The 18,248-nt window shown below is 45.9% G+C and carries 12 protein-coding genes and 1 tRNA gene; 9 read left to right on the forward strand and 4 right to left on the reverse strand.

The genetic code is table 11. The features are described 5' to 3' along the window. The first annotated feature begins 123 nt into the window (after positions 1–123). The 4 genes from NZ952_01805 to NZ952_01820 all read left to right on the forward strand — a co-directional run bounded on the left by NZ952_01805 (position 124) and on the right by NZ952_01820 (position 9,363). Positions 124–2,166 (forward strand): OPT/YSL family transporter, encoded by a 2,043-nt coding sequence (locus NZ952_01805; GenBank protein MCS7119926.1) that lies wholly within the window; start codon positions 124–126, stop codon positions 2,164–2,166. Positions 2,167–2,207: 41 nt separating this feature from the next. After that, positions 2,208–4,115, forward strand: a complete 1,908-nt coding sequence (locus NZ952_01810; GenBank protein MCS7119927.1) for an OPT/YSL family transporter — start codon at positions 2,208–2,210, stop codon at positions 4,113–4,115. A 117-nt stretch (positions 4,116–4,232) separates the two neighbouring features. Beyond that, positions 4,233–8,741, forward strand: coding sequence for a M28 family peptidase (locus NZ952_01815; GenBank protein MCS7119928.1), 4,509 nt, complete (start codon positions 4,233–4,235; stop codon positions 8,739–8,741). A gap of 355 nt (positions 8,742–9,096) precedes the next feature. Next, positions 9,097–9,363 (forward strand): hypothetical protein, encoded by a 267-nt coding sequence (locus tag NZ952_01820; GenBank protein ID MCS7119929.1) that lies wholly within the window; start codon positions 9,097–9,099, stop codon positions 9,361–9,363. 46 nt (positions 9,364–9,409) lie between these two features. On the opposite strand, the gene NZ952_01825 is transcribed toward NZ952_01820, so the two are convergent. Beyond that, positions 9,410–9,982 (reverse strand): flavodoxin domain-containing protein, encoded by a 573-nt coding sequence (locus NZ952_01825; protein MCS7119930.1) that lies wholly within the window; start codon positions 9,980–9,982, stop codon positions 9,410–9,412. Between the two features lie 75 nt (positions 9,983–10,057). After that, positions 10,058–10,134: transfer RNA gene (locus tag NZ952_01830), tRNA-Thr, on the reverse strand. 138 nt (positions 10,135–10,272) lie between these two features. On the opposite strand from NZ952_01830, the gene NZ952_01835 reads away from it, so the two are divergent. Together NZ952_01835 and NZ952_01840 are read left to right on the forward strand one after the other, a co-directional pair. Next, positions 10,273–11,418: an oligogalacturonate lyase family protein gene (locus tag NZ952_01835; protein MCS7119931.1), complete on the forward strand. Its 1,146-nt coding sequence runs from the start codon at positions 10,273–10,275 to the stop codon at positions 11,416–11,418. A gap of 92 nt (positions 11,419–11,510) precedes the next feature. Then, positions 11,511–11,792 carry an Lrp/AsnC ligand binding domain-containing protein gene (locus NZ952_01840; protein ID MCS7119932.1) on the forward strand — a complete coding sequence of 94 codons (282 nt, stop codon included), beginning with the start codon at positions 11,511–11,513 and terminating at the stop codon, positions 11,790–11,792. 42 nt (positions 11,793–11,834) lie between these two features. Here the strand turns inward: NZ952_01840 and NZ952_01845 are convergent, their stop codons facing one another. Both NZ952_01845 and NZ952_01850 read right to left on the reverse strand, forming a co-directional pair. Continuing rightward, on the reverse strand, positions 11,835–12,812 hold the full coding sequence (locus tag NZ952_01845; protein ID MCS7119933.1) for a radical SAM protein: 978 nt from the start codon (positions 12,810–12,812) through the stop codon (positions 11,835–11,837). Positions 12,813–12,836: 24 nt separating this feature from the next. Continuing rightward, the gene (locus tag NZ952_01850; GenBank protein ID MCS7119934.1) at positions 12,837–13,778 is read right to left on the reverse strand and encodes a deoxyhypusine synthase; all 942 of its coding nucleotides are present in this window, start codon (positions 13,776–13,778) and stop codon (positions 12,837–12,839) included. 58 nt (positions 13,779–13,836) lie between these two features. On the opposite strand from NZ952_01850, the gene NZ952_01855 reads away from it, so the two are divergent. The 3 genes from NZ952_01855 to NZ952_01865 all read left to right on the forward strand — a co-directional run bounded on the left by NZ952_01855 (position 13,837) and on the right by NZ952_01865 (position 18,240). Continuing rightward, positions 13,837–14,886, forward strand: coding sequence for a radical SAM protein (locus tag NZ952_01855; protein MCS7119935.1), 1,050 nt, complete (start codon positions 13,837–13,839; stop codon positions 14,884–14,886). Positions 14,887–14,947: 61 nt separating this feature from the next. Further along, a complete protein-coding gene (locus NZ952_01860) occupies positions 14,948–16,156 on the forward strand; it encodes a DNA repair exonuclease (protein MCS7119936.1) in 1,209 nt (402 codons plus the stop codon). Continuing rightward, the gene (locus tag NZ952_01865; protein MCS7119937.1) at positions 16,153–18,240 is read left to right on the forward strand and encodes an SMC family ATPase; all 2,088 of its coding nucleotides are present in this window, start codon (positions 16,153–16,155) and stop codon (positions 18,238–18,240) included. The genes NZ952_01860 and NZ952_01865 overlap by 4 nt, the downstream gene beginning before the upstream one ends. Positions 18,241–18,248 lie beyond the last annotated feature (8 nt).

The following is an 18,248-nucleotide window of genomic DNA, read 5'->3' on the forward strand; positions in this document are numbered from 1 at the left end:
CTGCATAAGCTGCAAGTCCTCCATTAATACAAAAAATTATCGCTAATATTTCCACCTTAGAAAAAATATGGAAAATCTTTTAAACGAACAATAAAAGAATTGGTGTAAAAAGGTGGTCCGAAAATGTCAGAGCAAGAAAGACTTTCCGGATTTACTCTAAGATCATTCATTTTTAGCATTATCTTCTGCGTGATTAGCGCAATCGTCTTGGTCTATACGGGATACATAAGTTTCTATAATCCAGTAAAGGCATCAGCAAGCAGCGCTTGGACCGGGCCCTTAAGCGGTGCATTAGGAGCCGCGGCGAAAGAATACAATTCAGGGCTCATGACCTACATCCCCATCCTAATGATCTTCTCCCTTTTAGCCATCATCTTTTCGATGGTTCCGGCGAAGTGGAGGTTCACAAAGTCTGAGATGGCATTCATCTATTCCATGGTTGCCGCAACACTAGTCTGGGTTCAGGGTGGATACATATGGGGACAGTTACTGATGCAAGCGCTCAGTCGCCCAAGCCTATTCCTTAACGTCCTGGGGAATATGTATCCAATTAAGGATACTAGCGAGATGCTTGCATTGGCCAACAAGTTCCGTACCGGCGGGATTGCAATCAACTGGGCAAGCTGGATAATGCCAATCGCCATTACAATATCGATCTTCTGCTCAATGTCGTTGCTAGGCAACTTTTGGGCGTTAATATTGAATAAGATTTGGGTTGAACAAGAAGACCTGCCATTCCCAATGTCCGTGCCAATATCCGAAATGATAAACATGTCGTCTGAAGGCATACGCAGACTTGCCAAAGAGAAACTCTTGTGGCTCGGCGTAGTCCTATGCGTAGCATTTGCCTTCTCAAACTGGGGTAATCCTTCTGATCCCTTCCAAAACACGTATCGGGCCAGAGACATCTTCACCATATACTCAACCAATTTCGGGCCCGCATACTTCGGTATAGGCTTCTCATTACCCGAACTGGGACTCATACTCCTGCTCCCACCTTATGTGTCCCAAAGCATGGCGATAGGCGCGCTGATAATATGGACGGTATATCCTCTAGTAGCCACCGCAACAGGGTTTATGGCAAATAAGCCGGCTCCTGGACAGTGGTCCGTATTCATGAATGATTTCTCACCAGATAGCCCGACCTATAGGCTAGGATTAGCTCCAGCGGTCTGCGGGGCCCTGATAGGATTCGCCCTATGGCCGCTGATAGTAAACTGGCGGCAATTAAAGGAGTCGCTGACAAAATCATTCAAGCAGCCGAAGAATGAGTATGGAGATCACAAAATAGCATGGATTGGAATGATTGTATGCGCCATCTGGTTTATAGCGGCGGCCATAGGCTGGGGGGTTCCGCTACAATACACAATAATTGTTCTTGGAAGCGCGATGCTGATACACACAGCATTCGCTAGGATCATTGCAGAATCCGGCGGAGGATGGTACGGGCTAATAGGCGACCCTGTTGCAAACATTCAAGGCGGATACATAGGAATGTTCGTATTGAACCAGCCGGAAACTGTTACGCTGCCCGTGATGACGTTGAACGTACTATACACTCAATCATATAACGGGATGAATCGTAACACACCAATGTACAGAATAAATGAGGCCTATGCTGTTGGTAGACAGATGAAGACAAGAATGCGGGACCTCCTACTAGGCTCCACACTGGCAACAATTATAGGTGTAACAGTAACAACGGTGCTGACCCTCTGGCTTATGGGCACATACGGATGGATGCAGAGGTACCCAGGCCCATGGTTCATGTGGCCATCATACGAAGATCCAACGAAGGGAAGCATCCAGTGGGGAATGGGAGCAGTTCCATTCAATCCAAGCATATTCATATGGATCTTCGGATTCGGCACCCTCCCAGTAATCGCTCTTTACCTCCTAAGATCCACGGTCGGCGGAATCTTCCTCCAAATTTCGCCGGTAGGATTATGGTCAGCTGCACATTATACATCATACATAACATGGATCACATATTTGATAGGTAGTTTAATCGTGAGATTAGCCAACAGAATTGGTGGAAGAGAATATTACGAAAAGAAAATAATGCCCCTCGGCGTCGGCCTACTCTTAGGCTGGGGGGTAACATGGCTTATACGATATAGCATCATGTGCTGGCAAGCCTTCATCCTCAGAATGGGTTTCCCATAGACTAGCGTCCGCACACTCCTCCCTTTTTGGAAGATGGGAAAATGAGTGACAAGTGGGTCCTCCACAACATAGATAAGTTTGAGAGCGGGCTCACATGGCGGTCAATATTAGCCATGCTCTACTGCCTATTTGTCATAACCCCCGCAACCTTATGGATGAACCTTGTCATAGTTGGCGGCGAAGGATTCGGCGGGGTCGTTGGATTATTTCTACTACTCATATTCACGGAATATTCAAGATTTTCATCTAAACGCTTGACCCCCCAAGAGGCGACCCTAATATTCGGACCAGCAGCTATCGCTGGTAGCGGATTATTCATAACCCTAATATACCGGGCATACTTTATGCAAAGCCCATTACCAAAACTCTTCAATATACCGATTGAAGAAATACCTTCATGGTGGGCGCCGCAGCCAACATTCGACGCACTTAGAGCCAGAACATTCTTCACCCCAGAATGGCAGCTCCCAATCCTAGTCGCGGTCGTCGCAGACATAGCCGGATATTTGGGCGCATTCTTCTTCGGTCTTCTACTTAGAGAACTCTATATAGAGAATGAGAGGCTCCCTTTCCCAATCCAGCAGATACGAGCCGTTGCCATAGTAACACTCGTTGAAAGAGAAGAAAAAAGGATGGAAGTGTTGTCGTGGTCTTTTCTCGTCTCATTCCTTTATGGTATGGTGCTGCATATCCTGCCCACGGTAACGTTAGCGCTTGGAAAGGAGGCGAGGGTAATACCCCTACCATGGATTGACTATTACAAGATTATTGAGCCAGTTCTGCCCGGAGGTGCCTTCGGATTGGCTACAAGCCTCATCATTCTCGCGCAGGGGATAATGCTGCCCCCCATTATTGTTATCTGTATATTTGCAGGATCAATCCTGAGGTTTCTAATAATCAATCCATTATTGGTGAAGATGGGATGGACCGAATGGGCCAATTATTACATGGGCGGAATGGACATCACAAAGATCTATCAGTACTCAACCCTCTACTACTGGCTGAACCCATTAATTGGAGTAGGCTTAGCCTTGGGGTTCGTTCCGCTTCTGCTCCGCATAAGAACACTTGCACATCAAGTCAAGGATATTCTCACTGGCAAAATATCTGCTGATGCGGATAGAATAAGCGGAGAAAGATTCCCCGGATGGTTTATGGCTGTATTGTTTGGAGGGGGCATCCTACTACCCATAATCATCGATTATCTTCTCGTTCCGGAATTCCCAGTATGGGGGCTAATACTATACGAGTTCATATTCCCCCTAGCCATAGGATTAATGTCTGGGAGGATGGTAGGCGTTACTGGGCAGGGAGCAACCATTCCATACACTGGCCAGCTTACAGTCCTCCTGAGTGGAATGGCCGATAAAACGGCTGCCTGGTTCCTGCCGCTCAGGCTTAATACTGGAGTCGAGATCCTAACAGAACTTAAGGTATGCCAATTAACTAGAACAACAGCCAGCAGCTTCCTCAAAATGAATATGCTCGCCTACCCACTTGCCCTCTTAGCCGGCTTAATATTTACACAGATGTTCTGGGCTCTGGCTCCAATACCGTCAAGCCTTTTCCCAGCTCCAGCAATCAGCTGGCCCATATCAATAATGAACCAATGCGCCTGGATAACTAGGCCGGAGAGGTTCTTTAGAATACCAGATATCCTTACATGGCTGATTGGATATGGCAGCTTGATCGTAGTCCTTAACTTCATGAATATGCCAACATTGGCCGTGGGTCTTGCCGCAGGCCTCCAAACTCCCATACCGATCCCGGTGACTATGCTGATAGGTCTATCTGCGGGTAAAGTATTAGCTAGGATTAGTGGGGAGAAATGGTACGGTGAGAACCGTACAAGCATCGCAGCTGGGCTCATGCTGGGTGAAGGAACAGCGATAATCTTCGCTGTTGCAGGCGGATTGGCGATAAAGGCGATATGGGCTTCACCATTCTAGCAGGGCTCAATGATCAGATATAAGAGGATTGTGGGGCAAAAATTCATAAATGAAATCTGGAAAACGCCTTAGGTAGGCTGGCTGTGATGAAACGTAGGATTCGCGGGAGGACTGGAAATGAGAAAGAGTGTTAACATACATTACACTTTATCTCTCCTTATTCTACTCATGGTGCTCTCCCATGTCTCAGCGAAGACTTGCGCATATTCTGAGGGAGACCCTGCAGGCGCCGATTACGCCAGATTCGCTGAACTTTTCAGCGTCTCTAACGTCGAGGAACACCTACGATCATTGGTCACATTCTCTCCTAGAGTGACAGGTTACAACGGCTGTTCACTGGCCGCCGAATACATAAAAAAACATTTTGAAAGTTTAGGATTAGAATCCAGCCTGCACGAGTATGAAGTAGTGGTGCCCGTTAGCTACGGAGCAAGTATAGAGCTCCTAGACCACCCCGAGGTGGAGCTCAGAATTTATCCGATGGTGCCAAACCTCGTCTCACCAGTCACGACTACCGGGACGTTAGCACCGATAATCGACGTGGGAGACGGAGACCTAAGAAACATCGAAGGAAAAGAAGTCAACGGCAGCCTTCTACTCATGGATTGGAATAGTGGGTGGAATTGGCTTCAAGCCGTAAAGTTCGGGGCCGCTGGCGTAATATTTGTGGAACCAAACTCGGAGCCTATCTCCGTCATGGACAAATGGGTTGACATACCTATTAAGTTCCTCAGATATTACATGACCTTCGATGACGCAGTTAAGCTGCGGAAGATCCTATCTTCTGAAGGTCAAGTAATGGCCCATATTAAATCAAAGATGGCTTGGGAGAAGCGAGGTGCAAGTAATGTAATCGCATATTTGAGGGGAACCGTTCGAGCAGATAAGATAGTGATGGTAACCGCGCATTACGATTCATATTCCGTAGCGCCTGAGCTCTCCCCAGGTGCAAACAGCGCGGTAGGAGTCGCAACTCTTCTCGAACTAGCACGCGTAATAAAGGAGGTTGGATCCAAGTACACGATACTATTTGTGGCATATTCAGGTTATTACCAGAACCTTTGGGGAGCCAAGAACTTCGTTTTTGACTATTTCTATGATGAAAACTCAGATTTACGCAGTAAAGTGCTGATGCAGATTCACCTCCAAATATCAACAGAGACCGACATATTAGCCACTAACAACATTATGGGTGAGATAGCGGAGTCAATGCTCACACTAGGCGGTTTACCCGGATACAGTTACACAGTCAAGGTTAACAATTACGTTCATCAGATAATGAGTATAATTAATCGTGCGACCGGCAAATCTTACAAGCTAGTTTCAGCCCTAGTTGGTGTTCCAAACGATTATGGGATGAGCATATACTTCCCTGCATTAGCATGGAATAAGGGAAGTGATGGATCAGTTTTAGTTGCCCATGGTGTTGCGGGTCTCTCCATATTGACAGTTGAGCGAGCTGCCTATGACTGGTTGCCAAACGATAACCTTAATCGCCTAAACCTAGAGAATCTCAGGAAAAATTCTATGGCAGCCTCCCTCCTAGTATATGGAATAGCGGCTACTGAAGGACTTGAGGAATATGTCAGAGACTTCAAATATAGGAATGCATGGAACACTTGGAGGGGTAGAACAGCCATCTTCGATGAAGCGTCGAACGAGTATAAGCCACTTCCAAATGCCCTCATAATATTCTCTTCAGGCCATTCAAACCTTAAATACGTTGGCAACATCATTCAAATCGAAGATTTTGCAAAGCCGACGAGCTCGACAGTTTCAATAATAATGTCTGATGATGAAGGGAGATGGGAGTTCACTGCACCGCTAGGAGATCTTGGTCCAAGGGATAAGATAATCTCAAACCCAGAGCGAGTTCCAGCTTACGTATACCAAGCCTTCGTTTTAGATGAGACTACAGGCGAGATAATTTATGCTCCAACATATGGAAGGTTCAGCTGGCCCAGCACTAATCCCCCGACGATTACCAGCGGGCCAGAGATTCGACAATATGACCTAGGCTGGCTTACGCTGGGCGAATGCGGCACACTCATCCTAACGGATCTGATCTATCCAAATTCACTGGACACAAGATACGCCGGTAGACATCTCCAACTATCCGTGGAAGTCCTAGATGCTTATACCTATGTGAGACCAGACTTCTATGGATATTTTTATGCATGGCATGAAACATACGGTATCGGGATCGCATCTATTTACGTCCCCCCAGAAACACCAGTAATGATTATGCTAAGGTACGATGGGCTAGGAGACATTCCGTGCGGATTTCTCATAAATGCAAGTGAAGAGAAACCGGGGGGACATGGCTACAAACTGCGACGTGGAGAACAGTTTATAATACCACTTTCATCCTACCGCATTGCAAGGGACATTTACTACGTCTCAAGTGCCCGTCTGTGCGAACTTGAGCGTTATGGACTTGCAGGAGAGTTATTAGATAGGAATGAGGAGCTAGCCCTTACCCTCAGGAGGATAGAATATTATATTGCAAAGAAAAATTATTGCGAAGCCTTCAGCCTCTCATACCATGCTTGGGCTCAAGCGTTAAACAACTACATTGATGTCCGTCTCCGATATTTCGATGTTATTGGCACTTTGCCCTTCCTCGCAATCCTGCTTGTGCCGTTCACGGTTCTATTCGTGCCCCTAATCTTCGGTGCAAGCGGACGTAAACAGATAATCCTCATCTTAACAGTCTTCGCGGTAACCCTAACGGTCTTCACTATACTGCATCCCGCATTCAGCTTGGCTTCTAACGGACCTATGAGTGTCGTAAGCGTCAGCATAATATTAATGACTATGCCAGTTCTTCTAGTTCCCATCTCAAAGTGCCGAGACAGCATAAAACGTTTAGCAATAAGGGTTGGTGGAATACACTTCTCCGAGATTAGCATGGGCTCAGCCTCTATTCTCGCATTTCAAGTTGGCCTAGAGAATATGAAGAAAAGAAAGGTTAGATCGCTGCTTACCTTCCTGACGGTGATTCTTGTCGTGATGGCCTTCACCTTGTTTGCTTCCATATCCGCAAGCCGGATCGTCCAACCTTCGTTACTGCAATACCCTCCTTCATATTCTGGAATACATATTAGAACTTCAGATTGGATTCGCACAGGTGGGCTCAGCCAAACACTCCTTCATTATATTGAAGGAAGATATGGCGATGAGGCGATAATACTCCCCAGAGCATGGAAGTACTGCCCCGCCCCTGGAAGTTCAGAGGGAACCGAGTTTTACTCCTACTTCAGGCTCTATTCAGGCGGCAAAAACGTGACATATTATGGTGTTCTCGGAATATCTCCTGAAGAGAGCCATATAAGATCAGGAATAGAATTCGCAATCCTATGGGAACATCCGGACTTCGGCCACAGCAGACCATTCCATAAAGGTGATGAGGGCAACCAGGTGATTCTCATCCCGTCGAGAATGGCGAGGGAACTTAACATAAGAGTGAATGATGTAGTATTTACTCTGCAGCGAAACTGGACCGTGATAGGAATATACAATGAGACGATTCTAGACAAGTTCAGGAGCCTTGATGATGAAATGATAACGCCATGGGACCAAAGGATTCCGCAGCAAAATAATGTTCATGTCAGTTCCGCTGAGATCGTAATAATCCCATTCTCGATGTTGATGCAGTTCAACGATGTCTTTCTTGCTTCAATAGACATAATCCCATATGATCTATCTATGGTGGATGATATCGCAAGTGAACTTTTCGACTCCTTCCACCTACTCCAATTCTATGTTGGATATGACGGCAAAGTTACTTACTACAGCAAAAAGATCATCTACTCAATAATTGGGTGGGAAACCCAGATAGTGCCTATACTGCTATGCTCGCTCTCTATCCTCAACATAATTTTAGGATCCGTCCAAGAGAGACGAAAAGACATATTCACATACTCATCAATCGGACTCTCACCATTTCACATATGCTTCATGTTCCTTGCTGAATCATCCGAATTTGCGATTGTAGGCTCAATAATCGGCTATTTGCTGGCAATGGGTTCCATCCATGTATCCCGATTAATGTTCCCAGCGTCTGCTGGTCCAATGATGCTTAATTACTCCTCTACGACTGTAATATACGCCATCGGAATCACAATGGCTCTAATACTTATATCGACACTGTACCCAGTTCGCATCGCATCGAGGATTGTGACACCGTCGCTGCAAAGGGTTTGGAATCCAACGACAAAGCCTATTGGAGACGAGTGGACGATTCCAATTCCATTTACCGCCCAAAACGCCGCCGAGGCAAAAGCCATCTCCAATTACATTGGTGAATGGTTGAAGATGCATGGGAAGGGCGCAGAAGTTTTCTCAGCCGACGGGCTTAAACTTGAAGAAAGAGAAGACTTGATTCTGCTATCATTCATCGTTAGGCTTGAACCATATGAATTAGGGATCCAGCAATCCTCAATGCTTATACTTACCAAGGACGCGGAGTCCAACAGGTGGTATATGCAGATCTATGCCAAGAGGATAAGCGGTCCGAATCGCATCTGGAAAAAGATGCACCTCAGCTTCGTCGATAAGGTTCGAAGACAGCTCCTCATCTGGGGTTCACTAAACCCTGAACAGAAAAGCCGATATTACAGTTAAGTCGGCCATAACAAAAGAAAATATAAGTATCACCCTATCTATCCCTTCAATGATAGTTATTCCCTAACCTTCCTAGGCAGCATGATAAAACCTCTAAAAACTTAATATTCACTACTAGTAGGTTCTGTCGCTGCATCTATTCGATTTGAAATGCTTTAGCAGGGTTTTCCACTAGAATTTTGTCGATTAAATCTTGGCTGAACCCCCTCTTCTTCATTCATTTAGCCAAAATGACTTACCGATAAATAATCGGGGGTAGCAAAGTATAGAATTTTACTTAAACCCAAATTATCACGCACAATCTTTACGCAAAACTTATAGAAAATCTGCAATTAAAACATGTGTAGGTAGTTAAATGAGCTCCCTTAAGAACGCAGTTATAATGGCTATAAAAGAGTATAACACGTATAGAAGCCCAGAAGCTAAGGCAAAACTAATTAAGGCAAGTGAAAAAGAACTAGTTCTGGATTTTGAGGGCGCCTTTTGTAGTACTTGTGGCGCATACGACTATCTTGAAGACTTCATTTACGAATTAAAGAAATTTGCAGATGTAAATATAAAAATTGCAAGTTTCAAAGAATACAAACCTGAAATCATAAGAGTAAAATATGAAATTAAATAGCAAGCATTAAGAGAAGTCTAACCTAGCAGCACTCCTCAAGAAGATTTTACTCGGTGCTTGTGGGCAGGTAGCGAATTTCCAATGGTGTTTCATATACATCAAAGCTGGCCTGTTTGGCCACATCCACCATCTGCCTCACGGCCCCCTTACCCCATCCATATGAACCAAAAAAGGCCCAAAGTTTTCCCTTTGGCCTCAGCCCTGTAATATACGTTAGAAAGGCGCCTACCGACGGGAACATAGAATTGTTAATGGTTGGAGAACCAACAATGACGGCCTTGGCTTCCAAAATTTCTGTCACAATCTCCGTCACATCGGATTCTCGCAACTTAAAGAATTTAACTTCTAATCCTTGGCTCGCAACACCTTCGGCTATGGTTCTTGCCATAATTGTTGTGCTTCCCCACATGCTGTCATAAACTATCACAACCTTGTCTCTATGAATACCTTCACTCCATCTCTTGTAGGCTTCAACGATTTTCATTGGGTTAGAACGCCAAATAACCCCGTGACTAGGAGCAATAATTTTAATGGGAATCTCCATGCCTCTCAACTCCTGAAGTTTTCTTGTAATAAGTGCTGAGAACGGCATAAGACATCTTAGCACATCCGTGTACATTCTTCATTCCACAAGCACCTAATCCCACAGACTCTAAATTTTGAGGCATGAGAAAGAATCCATAACCAGATTTGATGGAGCCTCGGGCGGGATTTGAACCCGCGACTTCCGCCTTACCAAGGCGATGCCCTAACCGGCTAGGCCACCGAGGCGTAGACCCGCCTTTATGTTAAGCTGATGAATAGAGGTGTGAGGAATATAAGATTTTATTTGGTGCCGAGGTTTTCGTTTGAAGTAAGGCTTAAATGCTCAGTTGTTTAAGGGGCTCTATAACACTAAGCTGATGCTGGATGGTTGTTGGTATGGCGATAGGCGATGTTGTGGACCTCGAGTTTCGCAGTTTTAGAGACGAGGTTACTGGCATCGAGGTAACATGTCTCTCAGACGGTTTTGGGAATACGATGCACCCCTATTTTACACAAAATTTTATGGATCGGGCTGGAAGGAAGATTCTCTGCGTTTCAGATAGAACGGGATGGTGGCAGATTTACCTCCTCAACTTGGAGGAGGAGTCGATGATCCAGCTCTCCGAAGATGCCTTTGTTAGACCTCATGCTCCCTGCCTTAGCTATGACGGTAGGGTTGCATATTATTGGGATGGGTGGGTATTGAAGGCTGTTGATACCGAAAGCCTACAGGGGAGAACCCTCTATATGACGCCGAATGGCTTCGACCCCACAATCCTTTCTATCACGCCGGATGGGAGATACCTCGCCTTTGCATACAGCGAGTCAATTCCCCAAAGTGTATTGAAGGGGAGGATCTACTCCGGTCAGCTTGAGCGTATGTACCTAAGGCCTAGAAGCGTTGTGATGAGATTTGATTTGGTGAAGGAGGAGGCTGAACCGCTCTGGGGAGAATGCGAATGGATATCGCATGTTAACATTAGCCCAGTAGATCCTGACATAGTCCTATTCTGTCATGAGGGACCCTGGCACCTAGTACAAAGAATGTGGATCGTTAAGGCCTCTACGCATGAAGTGTATCCCCTACTTAGGCAGGAGAGGTATGTTGAAAGGGCTGGGCATGAGTTTTTCACGGAAAGCGGAAGGGTTGCGACGCAGTTCTCGAGAAGAGAGTCGCCTAACTCGAAAAACTGGGTCTTCTACGACGCATATTTAAACGTGGACGGCTCAGGCTTGAAGATGTTCAAGTATAGGTATGCGGGTCCAGGTCACATGCACAGCCGGAACGAAAGATTCTCCGTTGGCGACAGAGCCTTCACCGACAATTCGAAAGAAGGAAGAGCCTTCATAGGCCTTACAATCTATGAGGGTGAAGAAGCCATAGTGAAGCGTATATGCAAGCATGACTCGTCATGGCAGACGCAGAACTCTCATCCCCATCCAGTTATCACCCCTGACAATAAGAATGTTGTCTTCAGCTCAGACCGTAAAGGTAGATGCAACCTTTATATGGTTCCCATCGAAGCATAAACGACTACGCATCCCGAGAATGCGGCGATTTTTCCAGAGGAAACAGATAAATCTGAGAGATAGCATAATTAGATGACGATTGGGGTGAACAGATGCCCATTAAAGCCTATATGCTTCTTAACGTTAGCTCAGGTTCAGAGAAGGAAGTCTGCAAGAAGATATCTGACTTCGATGAGGTTCTTGATGCAAGCATAGTCTACGGAGAGTTCGATATAATAGTCAAGGTAAGCGTCGAGGACCTTGACGCCCTAGAGACATTATCCGAGAAGATAAGGACGACAGCAGGGGTAATGATGACCTCAACGATGATCGTGGCAAGAGAGTACAAGGGAAGAGTAATAAGGAACTCTCTAAAGATCGAAAACCTAAAGTAGATCTATCACCCCCAATCTTTCTAAAATCGCCATAATCCCAAACTAGCAATATTGGAACTCCTTGAAAACCTGTGAGCAGCAAGTCGGGGAGAATTTAACCTCTAAACCCAAATCTCTCGCCTTCTCGACCGCTTCAGGAGAAGGGTAGGCGATAGCGTTGACACCAGCCTCAACCGCTAGGACATCTGTCCGGATGCGGTGAGCCCCTTTTGGTCTCGCGCAGCCTAGGGCGATGGGAACATTAGGCATAATCACCCTAGCATGAGAAAGAATATTGACCACTTCTTCCGGAGGAGGAGGTCTAACATTCTCCATCAACGTCCCCTTAATGGGAAAGAAGACTATGATTATGAGCGCAGAAGGCTTATGCTTCGCAATCATTTTTAAAGCTTCAAACTCTCCTTTAATAGATCCTAAATGTAGCCCTACAAGAACATGCGGTGTGAAGGGGACACCTGATCTGCTCAACGCCTCAAGCGTCTCCTCATAACGCTTTGACGAGACATTAAGATTGTAAATGCTTGATATGGTGTCATCCGAGCCTATTATATCGACGGAGACGGCATCGACCCCGGCATCTTTAAGCCTTGAAGCGGTCTCAAAATCGATTAGCCCACTATGAACAACAACCGTGAGCCCAAGCTCCTGCTTAACCTTTGCAATAACATCGATGAACTTGCTTAGCGGCACCGAACCGTCAGGGAGGCATCCCCCACTAATCAAGCATCCGATTGCACCCTTCCTCTTGATTTCTACGCATAGGCTGAGGAGATCATTAGGTGTACGAACCGGGATCATGGTTCTCAGAAGTCTTCCACCGCAATGCTTACAATTTAAGGCGCAAGACCTGCCAGTCACAGATATAGATGGAAATGAGAAGGATGGGACCTGATAGTAGTTGCTTTTATAGGCAGAAAAGCTCGGAACATAGAAGACTATCTTCCTACCAAAATTCCTCCAGCCTACAATGCATGCTTCGGAAATTAACTGATTAGACGACTCGGAGACCAATTTTTCCACGTAGCCCTTCTGGCTAAACTGAGATCAGGAGATCACGGCGGCGACGATCAGGGGCAGTAGAACAGTAGCATCCCCCTCAACTGTGACATGCTTAGCAGTCTCTTTAACCTTCCCCCATGAGATCGCCTCTCGCAGCCTAGCTCCAGACAGGCTTCCATCCCACTCAACAGCCGTTGTAACATGGACCGCGTAATCCAAACCATCCTTGAACTGATTCCACCAAATGACATGATGCTTCGATATCCCCCCGCCAATTATTATTGCACCAGTTCTCTTAGACTCGAATATTAGGTTGCTGAGCTCACTCTCATCCCTAAGTAAGTTCAATGTTAAATTATGATCCTGCGAAAACTCCCATATCTGATAGCCTACAGCGCCGTCGACTATTCCAGGGACGTAAACGGGAATCCTGTTTCTGTAAGCCCAATAAAGGATCGAATCTTTACCGCATATTCTCTTACCCATCTCCCAAGCAAGCTCCTTCGTAGAAATCTCCCTGATCCCTTCATCCCAAATCTGAGATAGGAACTCCTTCATCTTAGTCTCAATAATTAAGCCGTAACATTCGTTAGGTACGAGAATGTTCCCCAACCGATTTACACCTCTCCTATGCAGGTCCACGTCGTCCATCTCAAATGAACCTCTAAGATATTTTTTCCAGCTCCTCGCAAGATCGTGATCAAGCGTCCCGCATGTAGTTACTATAACATCAACCATTCTCCTCACAATCATCTCTCTTATGATCCCCCTAGTTCCTGAAGCCACTATGGATCCTGGAAAAGAAAGAAACTTGACACATTCGCGATCTGTTATCATATCTTCAATAATGCTTACGGCTGATGAAACCTTCTCTGCAGTGAAGCCCCAGGCATCCCTCATTTGCGTCACAAGCTCACGAACTGTGATCCCTTCATGTATTCTATAATCCCTAATCTCATCAGACTTTTCGCTTACATCACCCTTCATATCGTATCTTACTCCTTACCTTTCAAAGGGTCTAAAGTGGTAACCTTTCCTAAATGGTTTGCGGGGTGCCCCAGTAACCATTATAGACAAGTATCATGAATACTATGCTGGAATCAGTATGCTCGGAAAAGTCAGAGTCTCACTTGGCTCCGCAGTGGTTCTAGGGCTCTCTAAAGCCAGATTAGATTCTCCGCCAACTACGATTTATCTCTTAACCTACAGAAGTGGAAAGTGCTTAGCCAGCTGCGCCTTCTGTCCCCAATCGAGGATTAGCCGGGGAAGAAGAGATATGCTTTCAAGAATCATCTGGCCTGTATTTAAGGTTGCCGATGTTATCTCAAGAATCCCAACAGCATACGATTCGGGAGCAATTAAACGAGTATGCATACAAGCAATAAACTATCCTGGCGTACTTGATCACATAGAATACCTTGTGGATCATATACATTCATTGTCTGATGTCCCAATCTCTGTCTCATGCCAACCTATTACTAAAGAATGGATGGCTAGGCTTGCCGATAAGGGGGTGGAGAGAGTAAGCATACCTTTAGACGCAGCAAACAAAGCAATATTCGAGAAAGTTAAGGGAGACCTAATTGGTGGTCCCTACAGATGGGATGAACATATGAAATCATTAAAGGATGCTGTAGACGTCTTCGGATGGGGCATGGCAACCACACACCTTATAATAGGCCTCGGGGAGACCGAGGAGGATATCGTTCGGATAATGCAAGAGTGTGTAGATATAGGTGTCTACCCAAGCCTATTCGCGTTCACACCCATACCGGGCACGAAAATGGAGAGACATCACCAGCCGACCCTTTTAAGCTATAGGAAAGCGCAGGTAGCTCAATACCTGGTAACTAGGGGGCTATCCCGATACGAGGAAATGAGATTCGCCGAAAAATGCCTAATAGATTTCGGGGTCTCCCGTGAAAAGCTTAAAAACATCATATCATCGGGAGAACCATTCAAAACGTCCGGTTGCCCGGGATGCAACAGACCCTACTATAATGAAAAACCCAGCGGACCGATCTACAACTTTCCAAGGGATCTTACTGAGCAGGAAATCGCCGAAATACAGGCGCTGTTTAGGGGTTTTACATAACGCGGTCTTAACGATATGCATTTATGATTTTCGGTGATCATCATAATTTAGGAGAAGCAGATTGAAACCATTCAGTTTTGCACATGTTGCTGACATTCACTTAGGATACGAGCAATATAATCTTGCAGCCAGGCGCGAAGACTTTGACCGTGCATTCCAGGAAGTGATAGAAAAAATTATTGAATTAAAGCCCAACTTCGTAATAGTTGCAGGCGACCTATTCCATCACGCCAGACCGTCAAATGCAACACTGGAGGTAGCCATAAAGAACTTTAGGCTACTTATGGAGGCTGGGATCCAAACCCTAGCCGTAGAGGGCTCACATGACGCTGCACCGAACCTTATAACTGGCACAATCCTGAACCCATTGGATTCAGCCGGACTAATATATTATCTGCCGAGGCATGAATATGCAAGCTGGGAGACGGAAGACGTCTACGTCTATGGGGTTCCTAACTATAGGACTAGAGAGCGCACTGAAAAGGGTCTACAAGAATTTTATGGACAGAAAAAGCCGAACCCTAGAGAGGACAAGTTCAATATTTTCGCGTTCCACATGGCTCTAGACATTCCGGAAATATTAGGGGGTCGACCACGATCGATCGCTGAAGCTTCACCCAACATCATTCCCGAAGGCTTCGATTACTATGCCGGCGGCCACCTCCACACGCCATGGCAGTTCCCATTCAAAGGTGCACTCCTAGTATACAGTGGATCAACCGAAACTGTCACTTATGAGGAGGCCGAGGTCAAGAAGGGGTTCTATCATGTGAAGGTATCAGGAAAAAATGATTTTGAGATCGAGCGGATACCACTTGAAACACCTCGAAGGTTCAAGGTTCTAGAGAAAGATTATACAGGCCTGACGCCGCAGCAGATAGTCGAGAAAGTAGTCGAGCTTATCAGGGAGATCGATGAGGACGGCGCGGTTATAGTTCCAGTGATTAAGGGGACACTTGCCGCTGAGACCACGAAAAGAGAGCTGGATCTCACAAGGATTAGGAATGCAGCTGAGAAGGCGTTAATAGTTCATCCAGTTGTAGCAGTTGGGGAGAGAGGACTTCCAGAGGAGACAATAAGATCAATCTTTGAAGGCGAGATGCGGGATCTCAAGAACAAGGCTATAGCATACTTTACGGAGTACTTCGCGCAGCGCCGCGGGGCTCAAGAAGCGGAAAGGTATGCTCACATAGCCGTGGACTTGATCCAGCACCTACTAAAAGGGGATGAAGAGGCTGTGAGAAGAATACTTGAGGAGGCAGCTGAATGAAGATATTGAGCCTAGGACTAGAAAATATCCGTTCGCATACGAAGAGCCTAATCCACTTCGGCAGCGGCTTCAACTGTCTAGTAGGTGGTGTAGGAGCTGGAAAATCCACAGTGTTATACGCCATTGATTTCGTCTTCTTCGGCGACCCTATCGGCAGAAGCTATGAGTATCTGCTTAGAGAGGGGGCTGATGTAGGGAGGGTCGCCGTCAAGTTCACGAAAGATGGAAAGGAGTATGTGGTCCAAAGGGTTTTAAGGAGACACAATGACCGAATAGCACAGGATTTAGAACAGCTAAAGCTCTTCGAAGGCGACCGTCTGATCGCTGAGATGAAGAGCGACGCGGTTGTGGAGCAACTGCAGGCAATTCTAGGGTTCGATAAGGAAATCTTTAGAGAGATAATGTGGGTGCAACAGGAACGTCTAAAAGAGGTTTTAGACCTAGCGCCGAGAGAGCGGCAGCGGAGACTCGATCAGCTCTTTGGCCTCCAAGATTATGAGGATTCTTGGGCTAAGATGGGGCCCATAATCCGATGGTTTGAAAGCGAAAAGAGCACTCTTGAAAGGGATCCTGACATACTCAGGATTGGAGAAATGAGAAACCAGTATGAGGAATCCGTGATAGAGGTGGCGGCGAAAGAATCTGAGATAGATGAGATGAAGTCAAGGCTAGCCGAGGCTGAAAGAAGATTTCGAGAAGTCTCGACCCGTTGGGAGCAGCTTGATAATCTAAGGCAAAGCAATGAGAAGATCCTTAGAGAGGAGACGGAAACACGTGCTAGGATTACAGGAATTCGCGAATCTATCAAGAGACTTTCAGATGAAGTTGAGGGCAGATGGAGAGTTGTGGAGAATCTGGAGTCGCAGTTAAAAAGTCTTGAAGACCAGGAGAACCTGTACAGGAAAACTCTTCAGGGTTCAGGCATACAGCAAGATGCATCTCTGGAAAAGCTGCAAGAATACCTAGAAACATTACAAAATCAAATATCAAGATGCCTTGGCGAAGAAGAATCGATAAAGACCGAGATCAAACGTCTAAATCAGCGTATATCTAACCTTACTAGGGAGAGCGAGTGTCCACTCTGCCTTCAGCCACTATCCGCCGAGTACAAGAATAGGCTCCTGAACCAGCTTAATCTGGAAATATGCGAAAATGAGGTGCGGATGAAAAGCATTGTCGAGGACATAGCGAGGCTTGACTCAATCCGCACCACGGTTAAGTCGACCATTGAAGGTTTAAAAAGGACACGAATGGAATTGGATTATACGCGTAGGCAAATTGAGTCTGAGAAGACACGTATTAAGGAAATGAAAGCGATGATTCTCGAGAAGGAAAATGAGGAGCAGAATTTACTACGTCATCTTGAATCTCTTCGGTCTAATATTAGAGAAGTTGACGCAAAAGACCTTGAGAAGGCAAGCAGGGAGCGCGCACAAGCCTACGAGCAACTCTTAGATCTGCAGCACAAATTAAGTAGCCTAGAGTTCCAGAAGAGAGAGATCTTGAAGAGGCTTGAAACGTTAAAGGAAAGGTTAGACGCTGCAGAGAAGAAGATAAGCCGGGTTGAAAGGATAGGGAAGATAATTGATCTGGCCCAAGAGATAAGGGCTGCCTACAGGAGCATACAGCCTAAACTTAGAGGAGAGTTTGTAGCATATCTTGAAAGGTTTACTCAACAGATTTTAGATGACCTCATAGGTTTCGAAAGGACGCCCTTAGAAATTAAGATCGACGAAAATTACACACCGATAGTTTGGGGGCAGGAAGGATATGAAAGGAGTGCAATGAACCTTTCCGGCGGTGAGAGAACGCTCCTCGCATTCGCCTATCGCATAGCCATAGGACAGCTTGTAATGCAGTGGAAAGCGGGGCAGGGGCTCCCCCTGCTACTTCTTGACGAACCGACGGAAAGCTTGGGCAGAGAAGACGGATCTGTTGATCGTTTGGCAGAATCTTTATCCCGTCTTAGAACGGTTGAACAAATAATAGCAGTAACACATAGTGAAGCCTTCGCTGATAACGCGGAACATGTAATCAGGATTGAGAAGCAATATGGTGGAAGCGTAGTCTCGGTGGTAAGATAGGGAGGTTC

This window comes from Candidatus Bathyarchaeota archaeon, from assembly GCA_025059045.1.
Lineage (GTDB): Archaea > Thermoproteota > Bathyarchaeia > Bathyarchaeales > DTEX01 > JANXEA01.

Excerpts from the sequence above, each read along its gene's own strand:
- NZ952_01805 (MCS7119926.1), top strand. The coding sequence starts at position 124 with ATGTCAGAGCAAGAAAGACTTTCCGGATTTACTCTAAGATCATTCATT.
- NZ952_01810 (MCS7119927.1), top strand. The coding sequence starts at position 2,208 with ATGAGTGACAAGTGGGTCCTCCACAACATAGATAAGTTTGAGAGCGGG.
- NZ952_01815 (MCS7119928.1), top strand. The coding sequence starts at position 4,233 with ATGAGAAAGAGTGTTAACATACATTACACTTTATCTCTCCTTATTCTA.
- NZ952_01820 (MCS7119929.1), top strand. The coding sequence starts at position 9,097 with ATGAGCTCCCTTAAGAACGCAGTTATAATGGCTATAAAAGAGTATAAC.
- NZ952_01825 (MCS7119930.1), bottom strand. The coding sequence starts at position 9,982 with ATGTACACGGATGTGCTAAGATGTCTTATGCCGTTCTCAGCACTTATT.
- NZ952_01835 (MCS7119931.1), top strand. The coding sequence starts at position 10,273 with ATGGTTGTTGGTATGGCGATAGGCGATGTTGTGGACCTCGAGTTTCGC.
- NZ952_01840 (MCS7119932.1), top strand. The coding sequence starts at position 11,511 with ATGCCCATTAAAGCCTATATGCTTCTTAACGTTAGCTCAGGTTCAGAG.
- NZ952_01850 (MCS7119934.1), bottom strand. The coding sequence starts at position 13,778 with ATGAAGGGTGATGTAAGCGAAAAGTCTGATGAGATTAGGGATTATAGA.
- NZ952_01865 (MCS7119937.1), top strand. The coding sequence starts at position 16,153 with ATGAAGATATTGAGCCTAGGACTAGAAAATATCCGTTCGCATACGAAG.